This window comes from Paenibacillus solani, assembly GCF_050475945.1.
Lineage (GTDB): Bacteria > Bacillota > Bacilli > Paenibacillales > Paenibacillaceae > Paenibacillus_AQ > Paenibacillus_AQ solani_A.
On record NZ_JBCMXJ010000005.1, the window covers coordinates 839,535 to 856,318 of the forward strand.

The 16,784-nt window shown below is 46.7% G+C and carries 17 protein-coding genes; 1 reads left to right on the plus strand and 16 read right to left on the minus strand.

Annotated elements, in window-relative coordinates; all coding sequences use genetic code 11:
* Positions 1 to 15: 15 nt before the first annotated feature.
* The 7 genes from ABEQ74_RS05695 to ABEQ74_RS05725 all read right to left on the minus strand — a co-directional run bounded on the left by ABEQ74_RS05695 (position 16) and on the right by ABEQ74_RS05725 (position 8,705).
* Complete coding sequence (locus tag ABEQ74_RS05695) at positions 16 to 567, minus strand: NUDIX hydrolase (protein ID WP_430120296.1); 552 nt, start codon at positions 565 to 567, stop codon at positions 16 to 18.
* Between the two features lie 39 nt (positions 568 to 606).
* Entirely contained in the window at positions 607 to 1,488 is an 882-nt protein-coding gene (locus ABEQ74_RS05700; RefSeq protein WP_430120298.1) for a GNAT family N-acetyltransferase, read from the minus strand.
* 131 nt (positions 1,489 to 1,619) lie between these two features.
* The gene (locus ABEQ74_RS05705) at positions 1,620 to 3,314 is read right to left on the minus strand and encodes a M3 family oligoendopeptidase (RefSeq protein ID WP_430120300.1); all 1,695 of its coding nucleotides are present in this window, start codon (positions 3,312 to 3,314) and stop codon (positions 1,620 to 1,622) included.
* 109 nt (positions 3,315 to 3,423) lie between these two features.
* Positions 3,424 to 4,299, minus strand: coding sequence for an HAD-IIB family hydrolase (locus tag ABEQ74_RS05710; RefSeq protein ID WP_430120937.1), 876 nt, complete (start codon positions 4,297 to 4,299; stop codon positions 3,424 to 3,426).
* A gap of 135 nt (positions 4,300 to 4,434) precedes the next feature.
* Positions 4,435 to 6,093 (minus strand): hypothetical protein, encoded by a 1,659-nt coding sequence (locus ABEQ74_RS05715; RefSeq protein WP_430120302.1) that lies wholly within the window; start codon positions 6,091 to 6,093, stop codon positions 4,435 to 4,437.
* 19 nt (positions 6,094 to 6,112) lie between these two features.
* The gene (locus tag ABEQ74_RS05720) at positions 6,113 to 7,456 is read right to left on the minus strand and encodes an FAD-dependent oxidoreductase (protein ID WP_430120939.1); all 1,344 of its coding nucleotides are present in this window, start codon (positions 7,454 to 7,456) and stop codon (positions 6,113 to 6,115) included.
* Positions 7,457 to 7,691: 235 nt separating this feature from the next.
* Positions 7,692 to 8,705 (minus strand): LacI family DNA-binding transcriptional regulator, encoded by a 1,014-nt coding sequence (locus tag ABEQ74_RS05725; RefSeq protein ID WP_430120304.1) that lies wholly within the window; start codon positions 8,703 to 8,705, stop codon positions 7,692 to 7,694.
* A 116-nt stretch (positions 8,706 to 8,821) separates the two neighbouring features.
* On the opposite strand from ABEQ74_RS05725, the gene ABEQ74_RS05730 reads away from it, so the two are divergent.
* The gene (locus ABEQ74_RS05730) at positions 8,822 to 10,129 is read left to right on the plus strand and encodes a GNAT family N-acetyltransferase (protein ID WP_430120306.1); all 1,308 of its coding nucleotides are present in this window, start codon (positions 8,822 to 8,824) and stop codon (positions 10,127 to 10,129) included.
* Positions 10,130 to 10,355: 226 nt separating this feature from the next.
* Here the strand turns inward: ABEQ74_RS05730 and ABEQ74_RS05735 are convergent, their stop codons facing one another.
* The 9 genes from ABEQ74_RS05735 to ABEQ74_RS05775 form a co-directional block, all read right to left on the minus strand.
* The gene (locus ABEQ74_RS05735; protein WP_430120941.1) at positions 10,356 to 11,021 is read right to left on the minus strand and encodes an HAD family hydrolase; all 666 of its coding nucleotides are present in this window, start codon (positions 11,019 to 11,021) and stop codon (positions 10,356 to 10,358) included.
* A gap of 2 nt (positions 11,022 to 11,023) precedes the next feature.
* Positions 11,024 to 11,584 (minus strand): hypothetical protein, encoded by a 561-nt coding sequence (locus tag ABEQ74_RS05740; protein ID WP_430120308.1) that lies wholly within the window; start codon positions 11,582 to 11,584, stop codon positions 11,024 to 11,026.
* A 23-nt stretch (positions 11,585 to 11,607) separates the two neighbouring features.
* Positions 11,608 to 12,012, minus strand: coding sequence for an RDD family protein (locus ABEQ74_RS05745; protein WP_430120310.1), 405 nt, complete (start codon positions 12,010 to 12,012; stop codon positions 11,608 to 11,610).
* Positions 12,013 to 12,068: 56 nt separating this feature from the next.
* Complete coding sequence (locus tag ABEQ74_RS05750) at positions 12,069 to 12,368, minus strand: hypothetical protein (protein WP_430120312.1); 300 nt, start codon at positions 12,366 to 12,368, stop codon at positions 12,069 to 12,071.
* Positions 12,369 to 12,564: 196 nt separating this feature from the next.
* The gene (locus tag ABEQ74_RS05755) at positions 12,565 to 12,987 is read right to left on the minus strand and encodes a VanZ family protein (protein ID WP_430120314.1); all 423 of its coding nucleotides are present in this window, start codon (positions 12,985 to 12,987) and stop codon (positions 12,565 to 12,567) included.
* 27 nt (positions 12,988 to 13,014) lie between these two features.
* Complete coding sequence (locus ABEQ74_RS05760; RefSeq protein ID WP_430120316.1) at positions 13,015 to 13,923, minus strand: Gfo/Idh/MocA family protein; 909 nt, start codon at positions 13,921 to 13,923, stop codon at positions 13,015 to 13,017.
* A gap of 197 nt (positions 13,924 to 14,120) precedes the next feature.
* On the minus strand, positions 14,121 to 14,564 hold the full coding sequence (locus ABEQ74_RS05765) for a DinB family protein (RefSeq protein ID WP_430120318.1): 444 nt from the start codon (positions 14,562 to 14,564) through the stop codon (positions 14,121 to 14,123).
* A gap of 22 nt (positions 14,565 to 14,586) precedes the next feature.
* Positions 14,587 to 15,663, minus strand: a complete 1,077-nt coding sequence (locus ABEQ74_RS05770; RefSeq protein ID WP_430120320.1) for a winged helix DNA-binding domain-containing protein — start codon at positions 15,661 to 15,663, stop codon at positions 14,587 to 14,589.
* 48 nt (positions 15,664 to 15,711) lie between these two features.
* Positions 15,712 to 16,500, minus strand: coding sequence for an ABC transporter ATP-binding protein (locus tag ABEQ74_RS05775; RefSeq protein ID WP_430120322.1), 789 nt, complete (start codon positions 16,498 to 16,500; stop codon positions 15,712 to 15,714).
* Positions 16,501 to 16,784: the final 284 nt, after the last annotated feature.

The window sequence follows — 16,784 nt, forward strand, 5'->3', positions numbered from 1 at the left end:
TTCACCCGGCAACATTTAACTTATCGGCCGGTCTTCTTGACGTATGGCATAAGCCAGCTTATACAGTTCTGCGATATCTGGCCTTCCCGTCTGTTCAAAGCGCTGAACGGCTTCCTCCAAATCAACGGCTTCTACCGCGATGACCTGCTCGCCATCTACTGGATTTAGCGGCTCACCAACGATGCGCACATCCCCATAACCTACCAGCCGGACAAAATGAGGATGGGGAATATGCGGACGATAGGGAGTCTCGCTGCTGGATTCACAGTAAAACTGGCCAAAGATTCGATACGTCTCAAGTTCTGCGCCTAACTCCTCTCTAACTTCCCGTCTAAGTCCTTCCATGTAGGACTCCCCAGGTTCAAGGGTTCCTCCCGGAAGCTCCCAGCTCCCATCGGCTACCTGAAAAATAATGCACCGGTCCCCTTCAAATGGAAGAATGGTAACATTGCTGACCTTCGATTCTTCCTCGATTTTTTCGCCAAAGGCAAATCTAGCTCGCACGACGCCCCAATGGATATCATTCGAGAGTGTAGGATACAGACTCAAATCCGTGTTTTGTCTCATGCGTGTAAATCCTTTCGATGTTTACAATTTCATTTTAAACTATGTAGCACTATACTCGTGGACCATAAGCACCTGCTCCATCGAGCTGGTAAAACCATTCTCTTTCAGCACGCCCACCAGTTCCTTATGCGAAGCCCGGATATTGAAGGCGGATCGTTTGCAGGCATAACCAGGTTGTATCATTTCCTGTATCGCAGCCCTCATTACAGCCACTGCATCCGGATGTCCGGGAGCAGCCTCACAGCGTAACAGCGTGATGGCTGTTAGCCGACCTTTGGCATCGAACACCCGTTTAAACAAACCAAAGCCCACCTGCTCTTCGCCTTCCAATACAATAACGCATTCTCCGTCCTTGATACCGGTCACGTCCGTCTGCCAGACTTCACCAGATCGGTAGAAAGCTACGGAGGCAGCCTCTCCAGCCAAGCCTCTGACTAGCGTAAACCTTGAAAGAGTCTCTTGTGTAGGCTGTAAATCTATGTCCTGTTCATTCGTCATGATGAGAAGCCGGTCGATGATTTCATAACCAGCACTTTCATAAAGACGAATCGCTGGCTCATTCGTGCTAATTGCCTCCAAATAGGCCCGATTGACGCCTTGCTCAACGTAGAGCTCGGCGTTCTTCTCCATCATCTTTTTGCCAATTCCTTGTCCCCGGAATTCGGGGGCTATCGCCGTCCCGCCATTTCGTGCAATCAGAATGCCCTCTTCTTCGCGAAAGCTGTTCATCACAATGCCAGCCGGTACGCCATCCACGTAACAAGCAAATGACCGTTCCAGGCATAATCCATCGTTTACGATCCGAGCCATGAAGCGGTCCAGTGGCATCGAGGCGTTAACGATATAACCTTCAAATGAATGATTCCAAAGCTCCGACACTTGCCGAATCGGAAGCTCAGATAACGGTTGGTAAGTCATCATAGACTAATTCTCCTGTTTATAAAATATGTCTTATCAAATGGTATCTCTCATTTGTAAAACATGCAGGAAAACACCTGAGTTAAGGACTCATTTGTGTTCTCCTGCATGTCTCATCGCTGCTTATTTAAATTTTATAAAGCTGCATCGTTCACGCTATCCAGCCATGCTTCAATGCTGCCAATGACGGAAGTTACGCAACCATCCTCAAAAGGGGACAACAAGCCAGCTACCTTCACTAATTCGGTAAAGGACTTGCTTCCGCCTTGACGGCATAGATGCAAATAGTCATTCCATGCAGTCGTGCGGTCTTCGTGCATCTTCTTCCAGAACTGGAATGCACAAATTTGTGCCAATGTGTAATCGATATAATAGAAAGGCGAACTAAAGATATGACCTTGTTTATGCCAGAATCCGCCATGCTCCAGGTACGTGTTGTCATCGTAATTCCGGTGCGGCAGATATTTCCGCTCAAGCTCACGCCAAGCCTGTTTCCGTTCCACAGGTGTTGCATCCGGATTCTCATACACAAAATGCTGGAATTCATCAACTGTTACTCCGTAAGGAATGAAGATAAGCGAGCTTGCAAGATGTTCGAAACGGTATTTATCCGCCTCATCTTCGAAGAAGCGATCCATCCACGGCCAAGTGAAAAATTCCATACTCATGGAATGAATTTCGCATGCCTCATATGTTGGAAATGCGTACTCCGGTACCTCGAAGCTTCTGCTCTCATATACTTGGAACGCATGGCCCGCTTCGTGAGTGAGCACATCGATATCACCCGATGTACCGTTAAAATTGGAGAAGATAAAGGGAGCGCCATACTCACTAATATAAGTACAATAGCCGCCGCCCTGCTTGCCTTTTTTGGCAACCAGATCCATCAGGCCATTCTCCTGCATGAAGGTAAAGAACTCATGTGTTTCTGGAGACAATTCTTCATACATGGCTGCACCGTTGTTCACGATCCAATCCGGGTCACCCTTAGGTGTAGCATTCCCCGTTTTAAATGCAAAGTTCTCGTCGTAATACAGCAGCTGATCCACATCAATACGCTTCTGTTGACGTTCTCTCAGCTTGGTAGCAACTGGCACAATATGCTCTAATACCTGGTTGCGGAAATTAGCCACCATCTCCGCGTTGTAATCCGTACGGGCCATACGAGCATAACCCATCTCTACATAATTGTTAAAGCCGAGCTTCTTGGCCATCTTGGTTCTCACTTTTACCAGATCGTCATAAATTCTGTCGAAGTTTGCCTCGTTCTCAGCCATGAAGCCGCTGGATGCCTCCGTCGCGCGTTTACGCATATCACGGTCCGTCGATTGCTGGAATGGAGCCAATTGCGGCAGGGTGCGTTCTTCACCTTCAAATAGAATTTTGGCAGATGCAATCAGCTTGGAATATTCCGTCGTCAGCTTATTCTCCTGCTGCAAATCCTCAATAATCTCAGGGCTGAAGGTTTTGAGTGAAAGCTCAGCTAACTGAAACAGCTGCCGCCCCCATTTGGCCTCCAGCTGATCTCTAAATTTGGAATCTACGAGAGCACGGTAATAGTCCGTGATATATTCCTGAATGATGGGTCCATTCTCATCAAAAAAGTCCTGTTCCCCCTTATAGAACTCATCATTCGTATCAACCGAGTGACGAATGTACACCAGTTGACTGAGTGTATCCATCTCACTGCGTAGTTTGTTAATGCGGGTCATGGCCTGGTCCTGCTCCTCATACGTGCTGGCTGAGGTAAAGACTTCAAGCTGCTCTTTAAATTTTTGTTCAAACTCTTTTACATCGGGTCGTTCATAGTGATATTCGCTGAAATTCATAAGATGCACCTATCCTTTCCAATATAAGAAAACATTTTGGTATCTTGATCGCGTGGACTCATTACACACCAAACTATATGTAAATTCTATATCCCCGGCGGAATATCCTTCACAGTCTGTGAAGATTCGCGATCGTACTCTCTTTCGGCAGATCCATCTGCTGCTGGATATATTGGGCCACACCGTCAAGCTCATTCGAGTCGATAATATGGTCAGCCAGCTTCCGTATACTCTCATGCGCGTTTCGCACCGCAATTCGTGTACCTCCAGCTTCGAACAGCCCCACATCATTGATATGATCGCCAAACACTACGGTATGTTCCAAATCCACACCAATATGGGAGGCCCACAAGCGGAGTCCCTCTCTTTTGTTCCCTTTGGCATGGCTGAATTCCAGAAAATAATGATTGGGGATATAATAATCCGGCATAATATGCGCGTGGACTACATCGCCGAACCGTTCCGTGACCTCAAGGCGGATCGGCTCCAATTCCTCAAACAGTCCGATGTATGTAAGGGTTAACGTCCGGTAATCCGGTGGACAATTCAGGTCTTTTACTTCCAGAAATCTCGGGTCGCTGGAACGACTATGATAGAAGGACATTTCTCCCTCTCTGCGCAGTGTCTCATGCAGAACACGCTCCTGATGATCCACATCTAAGGAAAAATAAAAGGGAGTAATCCCATGCTTTCTTCCAATGTCAATAATCTCATTCGAAATATCGCGTTCCAGCCAATACCCATCAATAACGGTATGATTCAGCACGTCATATATCAAGGCACCATTATATAGAATGACGGGGTATTTCCACGGTATGCCCGAGACCACGCTATGAGCACTGATAAAACCGCGGGCCGTTGCAAACGTGACAATCACGTCCTGTTCCAGCGCGTCCGAAATGACATTCGTAGAAAAGACTGAAAGTGTCTGATCTGGTCGCAGGAGTGTTCCGTCAAGGTCCGTAATATACGCTTTTTTCTTCAGAGTAACCATGCCTCCTTCGTCGCCCATCATGTATAAAACCCAGCCTTAGAACTGGAGTCCAAGGCTGGGCCATCAATATTATTGGGTCACGTTCCATAATTATACATAAGTCGGATCAGAAATGGTAAGCGTATTTTATTTAGCTACCGATAGCCACTGCTCGGACAATCGCTTCGCATAACCACTAGCGTATGTCGCCAGTTTGATTATCCGATGATGCTCTTCCAGAGAGGAGTGCAGAATGGCCTGCCCTACTTGCTCGGCAATGTCATCCAGCATGGCAGCAATTTCTTGATTGTACAGTGCTGCATGGTCCACCTTACCGGGATCTACTGCGCGCGCGGGAAATAGAGGCACATTCCAGGATGTTACTTCAGACAGCTTATGTTCAAGCAGGTCGATGATTTCTTTTACCGCCTTCCGCTCATGCTGCGGATAATACAAATAATACTCTTCCATTATAGGCTCAATATGATTAGACCACATGGCTCTGGCGAATATATAGCTATTGAGCCCGCCTGCCCATTTCCACGGGTAGTCCTCATCGCCCCGATAAGGCACGACCAGATTCAGCATACCATGCAGTCCAAGCCCTTCATAAAAAGCGATATCTTCTGTGATGCGCTTTGTCAATACAGAGAATAAATTCGTCAGCATAAAATGATCGCTATAGTATTCAAATACGGTCAGCTTGCGGCCGTGTTTAGTGGTCTGTTCGCTCCATTGACACAATGCGCGCTCGGCTCTATGATCCGTCTCATGATCACTTTTTTCATAGCTGTAACGGTAATCTCTTCCCCAATATGCAAACAAGGTATCAATATGCTGCGAGCTTTCACCCTCCAATTCGAGCATGCTCCAAGCGAGTCCAGCGTTATAAGCAATATGCTCAACCTCGACTGATATACCTCCATGAAACAAATAAGTCTGCAAGCGTTCCGTAAAAGCAATATATTGCTGCAAGAACTCAGAGGTATTGCCCGCTGCAACATCTTCAGGCCAAAGCGATAACCTCGTTAGTCCCGGAACGGAGCGACAATAATGTGCAATCTGTTCAAACATAGGCTGCTGCCAGTCCAGCTGTTCAAAATCAAATTGCTCCTTGGCTGTATAAGGATGATCTGCCGTAACCTTTTCTTGCTGGTTCATCGAAACATCGGAAGAATAAAGGCCTTGAATAAACTTCATGCTGTGCCCGCCAAGCGTAACGTCAATCCCTCTTTTTATTATTTCGGGGGCAAGTTCTTCTTTAACTTTGTCCCATAACGAGAAGGTGAAGAAAACCTCATTTATTTTATTTGGTCCAAACCAGTGAAGCATTGCAGTCAAATAAGGAACATCGTGGATCGTCTCAAAGACGAAGCCGCGCCTTTCCATACGGGGACTGTAATAGCGTATTTCTCCTGGTCTGAATGGAGAAAGTTTGTCTGAGTCCTGAATTGAAAATTCGCAGGATGCTTCATCCAACTGCGGATACACGGCATGCATTCCCCATACTTCCTGCGCATACTGATATACTCCAAACAGAACTGCCCGCCGGCCTTTTCCTGCGATAACAATATGATTGTCGGACTCTGTTATAAAGAATGAATCGCTGTAAATCGAGGCATGCTTATTTCTCATCCGCTCAAGAAGCGTTGCATCAACATTTTGCAGCTGTTCCCATGTCCCCAGCCAAACCGGCTTGCAATCTGAATTTATATGTTGGCTTGCGGCGAGCTGCTGCAGTCGGTTCCACTCCGCGTAAGCAAATTCTAGAACAGGATGCGAGCGCTCATGTCCCTTTAACTCCATTGAAGATTCCCCCTCGCAATCAGTAAAGAACGGCATTGCCTTCAATTAACCGCTCCTGCAATTCTGTTACAGGCACATCCATTGCGTTGCAGTGGTGTTTTACAGTCAGCGCCGCTGCAATTCCGGCAGCTTGCCCAATCGCCATACAGCTTGGAGTCAGTCTTGTAGTTGCCTGGGCTTCATGAGTGGTTGATATGCATCTGCCTGCCAGCAGCAAGTTACTTATCTTAAGCGGTACAATGCTGCGGTAAGGAATATCATAGGCGCCGCCTTCGCGTATAAAGTTCGCAGTCACACCTTTTCCTTCCGGATTATGAATATCAATCGGGTAACCGCTGCGCGCAATGACATCTTCAAACCGGCGGGCATCCAGGACATCAAGTCCATTTAACACATAATGACCTATGATTCGTCTCGTCTCCCTGACGCCGATTTGCGATCCGACAGCAGTGACAACCGCTTTTTCAAAACCTGGAATATGCTGTTGGAAGAAGCTTTCAAGCTGCAGCACCTGCTTGCGTCCTTCAATTTCCGCCTTCGTCAAATCTTCAATATGGGTTGGGTCTAGTCCGGAAACGCGTGATACATTGATAAGCACCTCATCTTCATGTGGCCCACTGAAAAACAACACGCCTTCGCGCTGAATCGGCAGCTCCGCCGCATTCCATTTATCGTAAAAACCCATTACACCGGTAAGCGGCAAATGATCCAGCTCAGCAATCAAAGATTTATGATAAAATTGCGACGGATTCTCCTGCATATATTGCTTAACCTTTTGTAAATCGACGCCTTTCATGCGGAATTTCATCGTCATCGGCTGCACGTTATGAGCGTCATTTCCTTGCTCCCAAGGTGCGCCTGCCATATAAGCGATGTCTCCATCACCCGTGGCATCCACATAAGCTCTAGCCTGTAAGTAGGAGATGCCGCTTTTGTTATAGACTTGCACGCAATCAATTTGCTCGCCCGATTGATCCGTTTGAACATCAATAATTGACGTGTGCAACAGCAGTTCAACACCGGCTTCCTCCAGCATTTCGAAGGCAAGCACCTTATAGACCTCTGGGTGGTATGGCGTAAGCGTATGCGTAAAACCGATCGTATCCCTCAAATGGCCAGGCGACGCGCCAAACGCCATCAGCCGATCGACAATTTCCTGCGCGATGCCTTTTATGACATGCTCGCCAACAGCGGAATGGAATGTCATCCAGGGATACACCATAGCCGCCGTGGACATACCGCCAAGAAATCCGTAACGTTCCACCAGGATCGTTCGTGCCCCGCTTCGGGCACTGCTGAGTGCCGCAGCAATGCCTGCCGGTCCCCCGCCAAGCACCGCTACGTCATAAATCTTCTCTTCCATACGCTGTTTATTTGTCAATTCATATTCACCTCTCCGATTTATGGAGCGCTCCCAAATTAACACAAAAATAAAGCCATGGTGCGGTGAAGGCAGTGAATCGATTGATACTTTGATTGTCTGCCTCACACTGTCCCAAGTTGCTGCCCCATTCATGAATTCGCATTTTGTTTCAGACGCTGCGCAAAAGCCTGCCGCAGCGTCTAATGTCAGTGCCTAGCTAAACACACTCACGGCACTAGCCGCTGTCTCGTACAATCAAATCACTTTCAATAACAACAGTCCTCGCTTCATCCACAGCCATTCTTCCCTTTAACATATCAAGCAGCATACGCATGGCTTCCTCGCCCAGCCGCCGCTTATCCTGTCTGACCGTAGTCAAAGGAGGTGAATAATAAGCCGCTGCCTGGACATCGTCATAACCAACGACCGCAACCTCCTGCGGAACATCGATCTTTAGCTGCGATAAAACCTCCAGCGCGCCAAAAGCCATCAGATCATTAGCCGCGAACACTGCATCAAACGAATGACCTTCCTGGATCAATCTTCGCAGCTCCACGCCAGCATCTTCACGACTGGCATTGCCGGCGAGAACCAGCTCTGGATGTACATCAATACCTGCTTCCTCCAGACCTTCGCTATAGCCAGAAAATCTGGCATTCTCATGATGCATATTTTGAAGTCCGTGAATGTAGACGATGCGGCGTCTGCCCTGCTCAATCAAATGCTTGGTCGCCATGTAGGCACCGCTGTGGTAATCGGAAGTTACGCAGGCAATCGGCAGCTTCTGAAAATCGCGTTTGCCAATGAGCACAAAAGGAATCTCTAGCTGCCTGTAAAATAGCAGATGCTCTTCGCGAATATGCTCCCCCATAATAACAAGGCCATCCACTTTGCGTCTTGTGCCGATCCGCTTCCAATATTGCTGATCAGCAGAGCTGCGATTGGAAAACAGAAGCAGATCGTAATCATTAGCCGCTGAATCTGCCTGAATAGCTTGCAGCACTTCATAGAAAATATGGTGCGTTAAATAATCCGGATTGTCACTGAACGCAGCCACACCGATATTGCCTGTCGTTCCACCTGCCAAGCTCCGTGCCTGAGGGTGGGGAACATAACCTGTTTGTTCAATGATATCTTGAACCTTTTGCCGTACATGCGGCTTTACACCCGGCATATCATTCACTACACGCGATACAGTGCCGCGCGAAACGCCTGCAAGTCGGGCTATCGTTTCCAAAGTATGCTTCATCTTATATCACCTATTGTTGTTGTGGGAGCGCTCCAATTCATGCTATATTCGTATTATGAAGGATGTTCCTTGTACTGTCAATTCACATTGATCCCACGAGGCAGGAGGAAGTTTACATGAAAACTCAGCCATTTGAAGTTCGAAGTATACATAATGACCAAGAATTTGACCAGGTGATGAGAATACTGGACAGAGCCTTTCCTGTCGGCAAATCGTTTTTTATGGACAGGTTGTCCAATGACTCGGCGTATGACACCTCCACAACTTGGATAGCAAAGCAAGAAGACGCCGTGACTTCAACGATTCAGGTGTTCCCTGTCTACTGCAGATTAGAGAATGCACTAATAAAAATTGGCGGGATAGGAAGCGTTGCTACAGATGAGGCCTATCGCGGACAAGGCCACTGTCAGGAGATATTAAAGAAGGCTTCCTCGTGGATGGTAGATGAGCAGTATGATCTGTCGCTGCTGTATGCGGTTATAACACCATTTTACGAAAAGTTCGGATGGAATGTCGTCCCACAGCCTTTATATGAATTAACTACTGCTCAATTGGCTGCTGCACAGGAGAAAATAAAGCATTCAGCAACCCAGACATCTGACCTCCAGCTGCAATATACAATTATCCCATATGAAGATCATTATCACGCTGATCTAGCAAATATTTACGAGCAGTTTAATGTTAATCGTACGTTTACAGCTAAGAGATCGGGCAGCTCTTGGACAGACCGAATTCACTGGCCTCGTTGGAAAGACGCTGAAAAACTGCTAGTCCTCCATGACGGCAACGTGGTTGCTTATGGACTGATCTCCCCCGCGAACAATGAGCAATCTTACCACATCGATGAGCTCTGCTACTTACCCGGACATGAAGGGGCGGTGCTTCCACTTTTGCAAGCGCTAGTGAAAACACGCCATGGATTGGAACACTTGGCTGCTTACTTGCCAGATGACCATGCCTTAGCCGATATTATTCTGGCAGCCGGGGGCAGCTATACGCTAAACCAAGATGCCATGTGGAAGGTGCTGCGTTTCGTACCGCTACTCGTGAAAATACGGGAAATTTTGCAACGCAGATTGAATAATAGCTATAACAGCAGGCACAGCCTTAACATTCATCTGTCTTGTGCCGGACAACACGCTTATCTTCAATACGCAAACGGTGAGCTTGAGATTACGAACATAGGACAGCAGGGGCAACACTATATCGACATTACATTAAGCCAAACCTTATTCGTCGGCTCTTTGCTGCAAGGCTTCGATCAGATCGTTTCCCTTGAGCACAGTAGAGTCATAGATGAACAAAACGGCAATAGGCAGCAAGACGGCGATTTTTCCGCCCCGCTGACAGACGAGGCTCGCACCATCCTCCAAGCTCTGTTTCCGAAGCAAGCAAGTACTTATTATAATATGGACCGTTTCTAACTTATTGCCAACAGGCCTATGAGGGAGGGCCTCCCTGTGTGAAGTAAGAGCTTCAAACGTCATCTCATGAAAAAGAGCCACCAATCCACGTTAGCAGTGGTTGGTGGCTCCTGTGCGTTTAACTGTTAGAGATAATCCCTGAGAGGGACGCTTCATATATCCGCAGAACAAATACGAACATTGATCGTTCCTGTCTTCTTCATCACTTTATATTCCAAGCACCCGATTAATTCGAAATTCGCGACTGAAGATAATTAAGAACTCCATGTAAATCCTGAATCTCCGCTAATGGAAATACACCCATGCTGTTCATTCTGGTGATGTCACCCCGGTAAGCGATAAAGGGAATTCCCGCGTCTTGGGAGGCCTTACCGTCAACCCAGGCATCTCCGACAGACAGCCATTCTTGTGGTGATATAGCTTGAAAATTCTTCAACACCTCCAAGTAACCATCTGGTGCCGGCTTTAAGAAACCCATGGCTTCCCTGCCAATAATGAGATCAAAATAATGTGCAATCCGGTTCTCTTCCAAAGCAGTCAACGCTGCTTCCTCGGCATTATTGGTCACTAAGGCCAGATGCAGCTGCCCATGCAATTGCTGGATGAGCTCCAAAGCCCCTGGCTCCAGTTTGGCACCGATCATCCCCTGCACCTCATGTTTCTTGGCAACATCCCACATTTTCAAACTCAATTCATCTGTTAACAAGCCTGTCTTCATTGCCTCTGCAATGATGGTAGAAGTGGTGTGATCGTCCATGGACATACCCTCTGGCAGTATTCTATAACTGCACAGATAGGAGTAGATATCCCTCTTCATAGCGCCAAAGTCAATCCTGGACTGCAGCAGCGTGTTATCCATATCAAAGATGATTCCCTTAACCTCATACCCGATATCTAATCAACTCCCGTCATGGATACCCCATGAATGACAGCTCCGTCAGGTAATCCTGATTTAGGTATAGTGACCAGCGATGTGACACTTGCCTGGCCAGAGTAACCCTCCGTCCCATCATCCTCTTGTGAAGCCAAAGTGATATATAGTTGATCCTTCTCATTCCCGGTCTGCTCTCTAGCCATCTTCACGGACGCAATCCGAAAACCTTGGGCAGACGGAAGCTGCCCACCGCTAACCAATATATAAATTTCCTGACCAGTTTCCTTAAGTACCCAACCGCCGGGCGCCATATTTACACTGTCATCATATAGCTGTTCAATGTCTGGATCCAGTCGCTCGTTCGAACGGGATTCCCAGGTGAATTCCGGGGATGTTTTGGTGTACAGAAGCTGCGTATACGGGACTTGAACATAGTCTATCTTCTGAGCTTCTCGTACTTCTTCCGTCACACTTCCAGCGTAATCCGATTCGCCTGATCTGTGGCCATAGCAGCCAGAATTCAATATCATCATTACGATCATTACAATCATCAACCTTTTGCTTCCGGAACCTATACGCATCTACTCATGTACTCCTCCATTAGCTAATCATGCACAACTTCTGTACCTGCGATAAAATCATGTAAAGAACGTTTATCCTCACGCAGAGCAACCATAAAGGCACTCACTATGATACCGATTCCTAACGTTAACGCATAGACGATAGCTGCAACGAGGTTGCGGAGCAGCATCGTCCCAATGCCCGGCGGCTCGAGAAAATCAAATTTTTGGATTCGAATACCGCATATGCGCTTACCGATGGTATAACCATTCCAGTATACAGGCACCAGAAGCGAATACAGAGCAAAAACCGTATTATTAATAGGCTCATTTTCATAATCTCCCGTAAGAATTCCTGCTATGAACGAAAGAGGTAACCCCACGATTATTCCATCCAGAAGATTAGCACCAAGCCTGATCCAAAAGCCGGCCGCTTCGTTTTCATTCATCATATTCCCCCTTACTTAATAAACACGCGACGTGCCAAAATGTTGGGTCGCACTCTTCATTTGTTATCCGACGCGTCAAATTCCTGCCAGTTCTTCTTGATCTTATTTAGATCATTTTGATGCCACTTACGAATGAGGGGTATGATGAAGCATAAAATACCGAGAATGAGGCTGATGATACTGAATATCCAGGGCCCCCTCCCCCACTCGGATAACAGATCCTCAAACGACCTTGGATTGTATATTCCTATAATAGCGGCTGTTAGATAACGAATACCGTACAAAAAAGCTGCAATGCAGATAAACATCATGCCCATCATTTTATTGTTCATCGGGAGTATGATCATTCCTTTCATCGAAAATCCACCATCTGGCTACTTCGCTTCCTGATCACACAACGCATTTTCCACATTTCCCCACTCGCCTGCTAAGCTGGAGTAAACGACGCACCATCCCCCTCAATGATTTTTGTTACAAATATAAAAACAGGATGACTTCTCTACATTGTAGTAAGCCAACCTGCTGAAGTTATTACTGCAAATTTACAGTGAATCAATAAGTCCAAGTGCTCTTCCATTTCTTAATGAAGCAAAGCAACCCATAGCCTAACGTAAAGCCGACCGAGTTCAAGATTATATCATCTACATCCAGACTGCCCCGCCGCGATAATAACTGTGTCGCTTCGAGCAAGCATAACCCAGCTAAGAAGAAACCCAGCGACTTTAGATAACGAATTCGAAATGCAATCGGGAGCAGCATTCCAAATGGCATAAAAACTGCAATATTGCCTACAATATTGATCCATGAACTCATAGTGCGAATGGGAAAGTAGCTTGTGATCGTTATGAATGGAACCAGATTATAACTATAATCCGGCTGAGTTGTTCTCCCAAATCCCCAGAGCATCCAGTAACCTAGCAGCAAGGAATACCCTATGAGAAGGATTAAGGCAAAAATTGCAGCACGTGATTTCATAAGCTCTCCTGTTACTTTTATTACCATTTACTTGATCTCATTTAGTCTCAGCGTTTCTCCAGTTTCTCTGGAGACATTCGCGGCTTCCAGGAAACGAATAAGCTCCAGCGTTTCTTCTAAAGGAACGTCTGATACACCTGACGTGAACATTCGCATGATCTGATCCAGCAAACTGGCGTAATAGGGTTTGGGATGCTCCATAATGTCCACGAACCGACTGGATTCCTTGCGATGAATCGTCACCCCGAAGCGCTCGTTGCCTGAGCGATTCCCCCGAATCGTCCCAATTCTCCCATCATTCCACACCGCTGTCAATACCTCATGCTTCTCCGTAGCGGCGACATGTACGCTTACACAACCTGGTCCAAGCACGCGGTAGAGCATCTCTGCCGTATGAATACCATACCAGAAAAACCCCGGCTGTGTGGGTTGTAAAGGAAGCGGCCCCGCACAATCTACGCCAATGATCTCTTCCTCTCCGCCGCTTGCCAACTCATCCTGAAGCCCTTGTGCATACCGAAGAGATGAGCTGCTCATTACGGTAACCTGGTACTGCTCAGCCAGCTTGACAATCTCCCTTGCATCCCTGCTCGTTACCGCAAACGGCTTATCAATAAATACAAGCTTACAATAGGGAGCAATTGCGCGGAACAAGGACAGATGAGACCTTCCATCGACGGCTTCCAGCATCACAGCATCGACCTGCTTTGCAACCTCTTCCGGCGTCTCTAATATGGCAGTTCCCCATTCAGCGAGTTCCTTCGTATATCCCTCAACCCGGCCACTACTAAGCTCAAAGTCCGGTGATCCCCCAGAAAATGCAGCGGTCACCCGTCCCCCAGGAACGTGATAGGGATGGGTATTGTCATGCAGCATTTTTGCAAAAATGGAGACATGAGATGTATCCAAACCGATCATACCGATCTTCATCGTCATAAGTTGATTCTCCTTTACAGCCATTTTTCACATCATATCATCCCAGAAGACTTAAGGACGTGACTTTAAATCGTCTTTTAAATGAGATTTATATCAATGAAAAAGCTGCCCCTCCCTGATCAACAGAGGGTGGCAGCTTTTTGAGTTAGTATATCTGGACTACATGGCTGATGTTGCATAGAGTAAGGTTATTCAGATTATGCCTCGATTTGTTCCAAATGATGAATCAGATGAGCCACATAATCGTTTAACAACCACTCCAGCGTAACTTCCTTTTGATCGGGAAGGACGCATTTCTTTTGAAAATCTGAGGTCTCAGCTTTTCGCAAAACACGCAGAATCGCTCGGTTTATATTCTGCCACAAGGATAAAACGTCAGATTTTTCATATTGATTCTGGTAATCATTCACTCGTACCCAGTCGTCCTGAGTATAGCCTTGAATGGCAATGGGATAACTCGAAATTATAATTTTTACAAACCGAGCATGGTTATTCAAAGCTGAATCACACAGATGTCCGAGAATTTCCTTCTTTGACCACTTATTAGGCGCGAGCTTCAGATTGAACTCTACCTCGTCTGTTGCATTTACAATCTCCGTCATTTCGGATATCAATGATTCCAGCTTCATGATCGACTCCATATCCCATCTCCTCCTTAAAATCCTAATTTATTCGTTCTAAAGGCATCCCCAGAAAATCACTGTACTGCCTAGCAGCAACCATAAATCTCTCTTTCCAATCGTTCATCGGTGAAAAAGGATTTAACGTAATTTCAAGACCACCGCGTTTGATTTCCCGTTTCCAGACACCGACCACTTCTCCATCTGCGACCATGATAGGTTGATAAATTCCGTTGCGATAGGGGGCGATTTGAGCATCATGCTCTGCCTGTATGATTGCGCTGCGATCTTTGTAACCCAAGTAATATTCGTCAAAACCCGGAAGCAGAACAGCCGAACCCGATTCACCGGGCGCAGACGATACAGAAACAGAACTCCAATATTCCGTACCATTAACGAGATCGGAACGAAAATCCGATTTAACAGCCTCAAAGCCGCGTTTAACATCTGTCACCTTTAATCCCGTCCACCAAGCAAAATCTTGAATCGTCGCAGGTCCGTGACCTTTAAAGTAACGACGGGCAATCTCCGCCAGCGATTCTTCGATTGTAAGCTCTTTTGAATTCGGGACCCACTCATCGAGGAGCACAAAGGTCTGCTGTTTGCCTTCATGCGGTCCAAAGCAAATCATGCCTGTCCGTCCTAAATACCCCAAAATATAATAACCACGGCCATGCTTGGTGCTGATCCCCGCCTCCTCCAGGAGTTCCATCAATCTGGGACGAGATACGGGTGTACAGTCACGCAGCGCAGCGCCGATTATCCTCCTGCATCGATTGAAAAGATCTTCGTCCAGCTCAAACTCCATCTGCTTCTTCTTGTCATTCGTTTGAAGACGCGATTCTGTCAGCTTCAGCATCCACTTGGCATCTTCGGCAGGTACGAAGAAAATCGTTCCCCGCATCGGCCAAGTCAGCACGATTTTACGATCGATCACGGCCTGCTCCACATCCCCAAGCTTAGCGGATTGCGTACGAAGCCCGATTCCCCATACCGCTTGATGATAATCCTGGGCCTGCACAGCGCCGAGCCCTCTGATTGCTTGCTCCGGATTCTCACTTTTCATGCCTGTGATTTGCTGATTTAAGAGCCTTTGATATGCTATGGATTGATTTAGCACGACTATCCATCCTCCCAGCCATGAAAGTCATCGCGATCGCAAATGCGGTTATTTCATATCTGGTATGGACATCCAGGCCCGTTCGTTCTGCCAGCTCACCTCGACCGGAGTCTCGAAGAACGATGTTAAATTGCTGCTAGTCAGCATATCCTTTGATCTCCCTTTCCCAAATACAGTCCCGCGGCGGACGAGCAAGGAATGTGAGAAGATCGGCAGTATTTCTTCAATATGGTGTGTTACGAACAGCAAGGTCGGTGCATCGGGTTTCGATGCCAGCGCCGTGATACTGGATAGAAGTGCTTCCCTCGACAGAAAATCAAGGCCGTTGCATGCCTCATCCAGAATCAATAATTTGGGAGCAGCCATGAGTGCCCGGGCAATCAAAAGCTTCTGTTTCTCTCCCTGCGAACAGGTTTCATAGGAACGCCCCAGCAGATGTATACAATTAAAATCCTTCATCAATTGCTCGGCTTGTTCGCGGTCTGCTTCATCCACCTTCTGATACAAACCAATCGAAGCGTGCTTACCACTAATTACGACATCCAGCGTAGACTCACTCGGCCGGATTCTTTCCTGTAATGAGGAGCTAACCCAGCCTATCGATTTGCGCAATTCTCTTAGATCCACACTACCAAATTGGTGCCCGAGTACCGAAACCGTACCGCTGGTCGGCCAGATATAACCGTTAATCATGTTCAATATAGTCGTCTTCCCAGAGCCATTTAGCCCAAGAACCGCCCAATGCTCTCCTTGCTGTACAGTCCAATCCACCCCTGCAAGAACGGTCTTCTGATCTCGTCTCCAGGTTACGTCGTTCAGTTCAATGGTCGTGTTCATTACCGTTCTTCTCCCTCTTTTTTCAAATTCGTTGCCATTTACCTTGTTAAAGATTATACCAGCAATTACATATTCATCAAAAGCAGAAAAAATACTAACTTCGAACCAGAGCTATAGTTTGCAGCCCATCTGTGTATTTAAAAATAGATATGGTATTAACGAGGAACTCAGACTGCGAAATTCATATTGACAAATAAATATTTTTGTGTTATGATTAAATATTTATCTATTTACAATAATTCATTGATTTGATAATCTACTTCTACATCAAAGCTATTTCGAAT

What these genes read in the sequence shown, in the direction of transcription:
- ABEQ74_RS05695 (WP_430120296.1), bottom strand. Translation starts at nt 567, where the DNA reads ATGAGACAAAACACGGATTTGAGTCTGTATCCTACACTCTCGAATGAT.
- ABEQ74_RS05700 (WP_430120298.1), bottom strand. Translation starts at nt 1,488, where the DNA reads ATGATGACTTACCAACCGTTATCTGAGCTTCCGATTCGGCAAGTGTCG.
- ABEQ74_RS05705 (WP_430120300.1), bottom strand. Translation starts at nt 3,314, where the DNA reads ATGAATTTCAGCGAATATCACTATGAACGACCCGATGTAAAAGAGTTT.
- ABEQ74_RS05715 (WP_430120302.1), bottom strand. Translation starts at nt 6,093, where the DNA reads ATGGAGTTAAAGGGACATGAGCGCTCGCATCCTGTTCTAGAATTTGCT.
- ABEQ74_RS05720 (WP_430120939.1), bottom strand. Translation starts at nt 7,456, where the DNA reads ATGGAAGAGAAGATTTATGACGTAGCGGTGCTTGGCGGGGGACCGGCA.
- ABEQ74_RS05725 (WP_430120304.1), bottom strand. Translation starts at nt 8,705, where the DNA reads ATGAAGCATACTTTGGAAACGATAGCCCGACTTGCAGGCGTTTCGCGC.
- ABEQ74_RS05730 (WP_430120306.1), top strand. Translation starts at nt 8,822, where the DNA reads ATGAAAACTCAGCCATTTGAAGTTCGAAGTATACATAATGACCAAGAA.
- ABEQ74_RS05740 (WP_430120308.1), bottom strand. Translation starts at nt 11,584, where the DNA reads ATGCGTATAGGTTCCGGAAGCAAAAGGTTGATGATTGTAATGATCGTA.
- ABEQ74_RS05745 (WP_430120310.1), bottom strand. Translation starts at nt 12,012, where the DNA reads ATGAATGAAAACGAAGCGGCCGGCTTTTGGATCAGGCTTGGTGCTAAT.
- ABEQ74_RS05750 (WP_430120312.1), bottom strand. Translation starts at nt 12,368, where the DNA reads ATGAAAGGAATGATCATACTCCCGATGAACAATAAAATGATGGGCATG.
- ABEQ74_RS05755 (WP_430120314.1), bottom strand. Translation starts at nt 12,987, where the DNA reads ATGAAATCACGTGCTGCAATTTTTGCCTTAATCCTTCTCATAGGGTAT.
- ABEQ74_RS05760 (WP_430120316.1), bottom strand. Translation starts at nt 13,923, where the DNA reads ATGACGATGAAGATCGGTATGATCGGTTTGGATACATCTCATGTCTCC.
- ABEQ74_RS05765 (WP_430120318.1), bottom strand. Translation starts at nt 14,564, where the DNA reads ATGGAGTCGATCATGAAGCTGGAATCATTGATATCCGAAATGACGGAG.
- ABEQ74_RS05775 (WP_430120322.1), bottom strand. Translation starts at nt 16,500, where the DNA reads ATGAACACGACCATTGAACTGAACGACGTAACCTGGAGACGAGATCAG.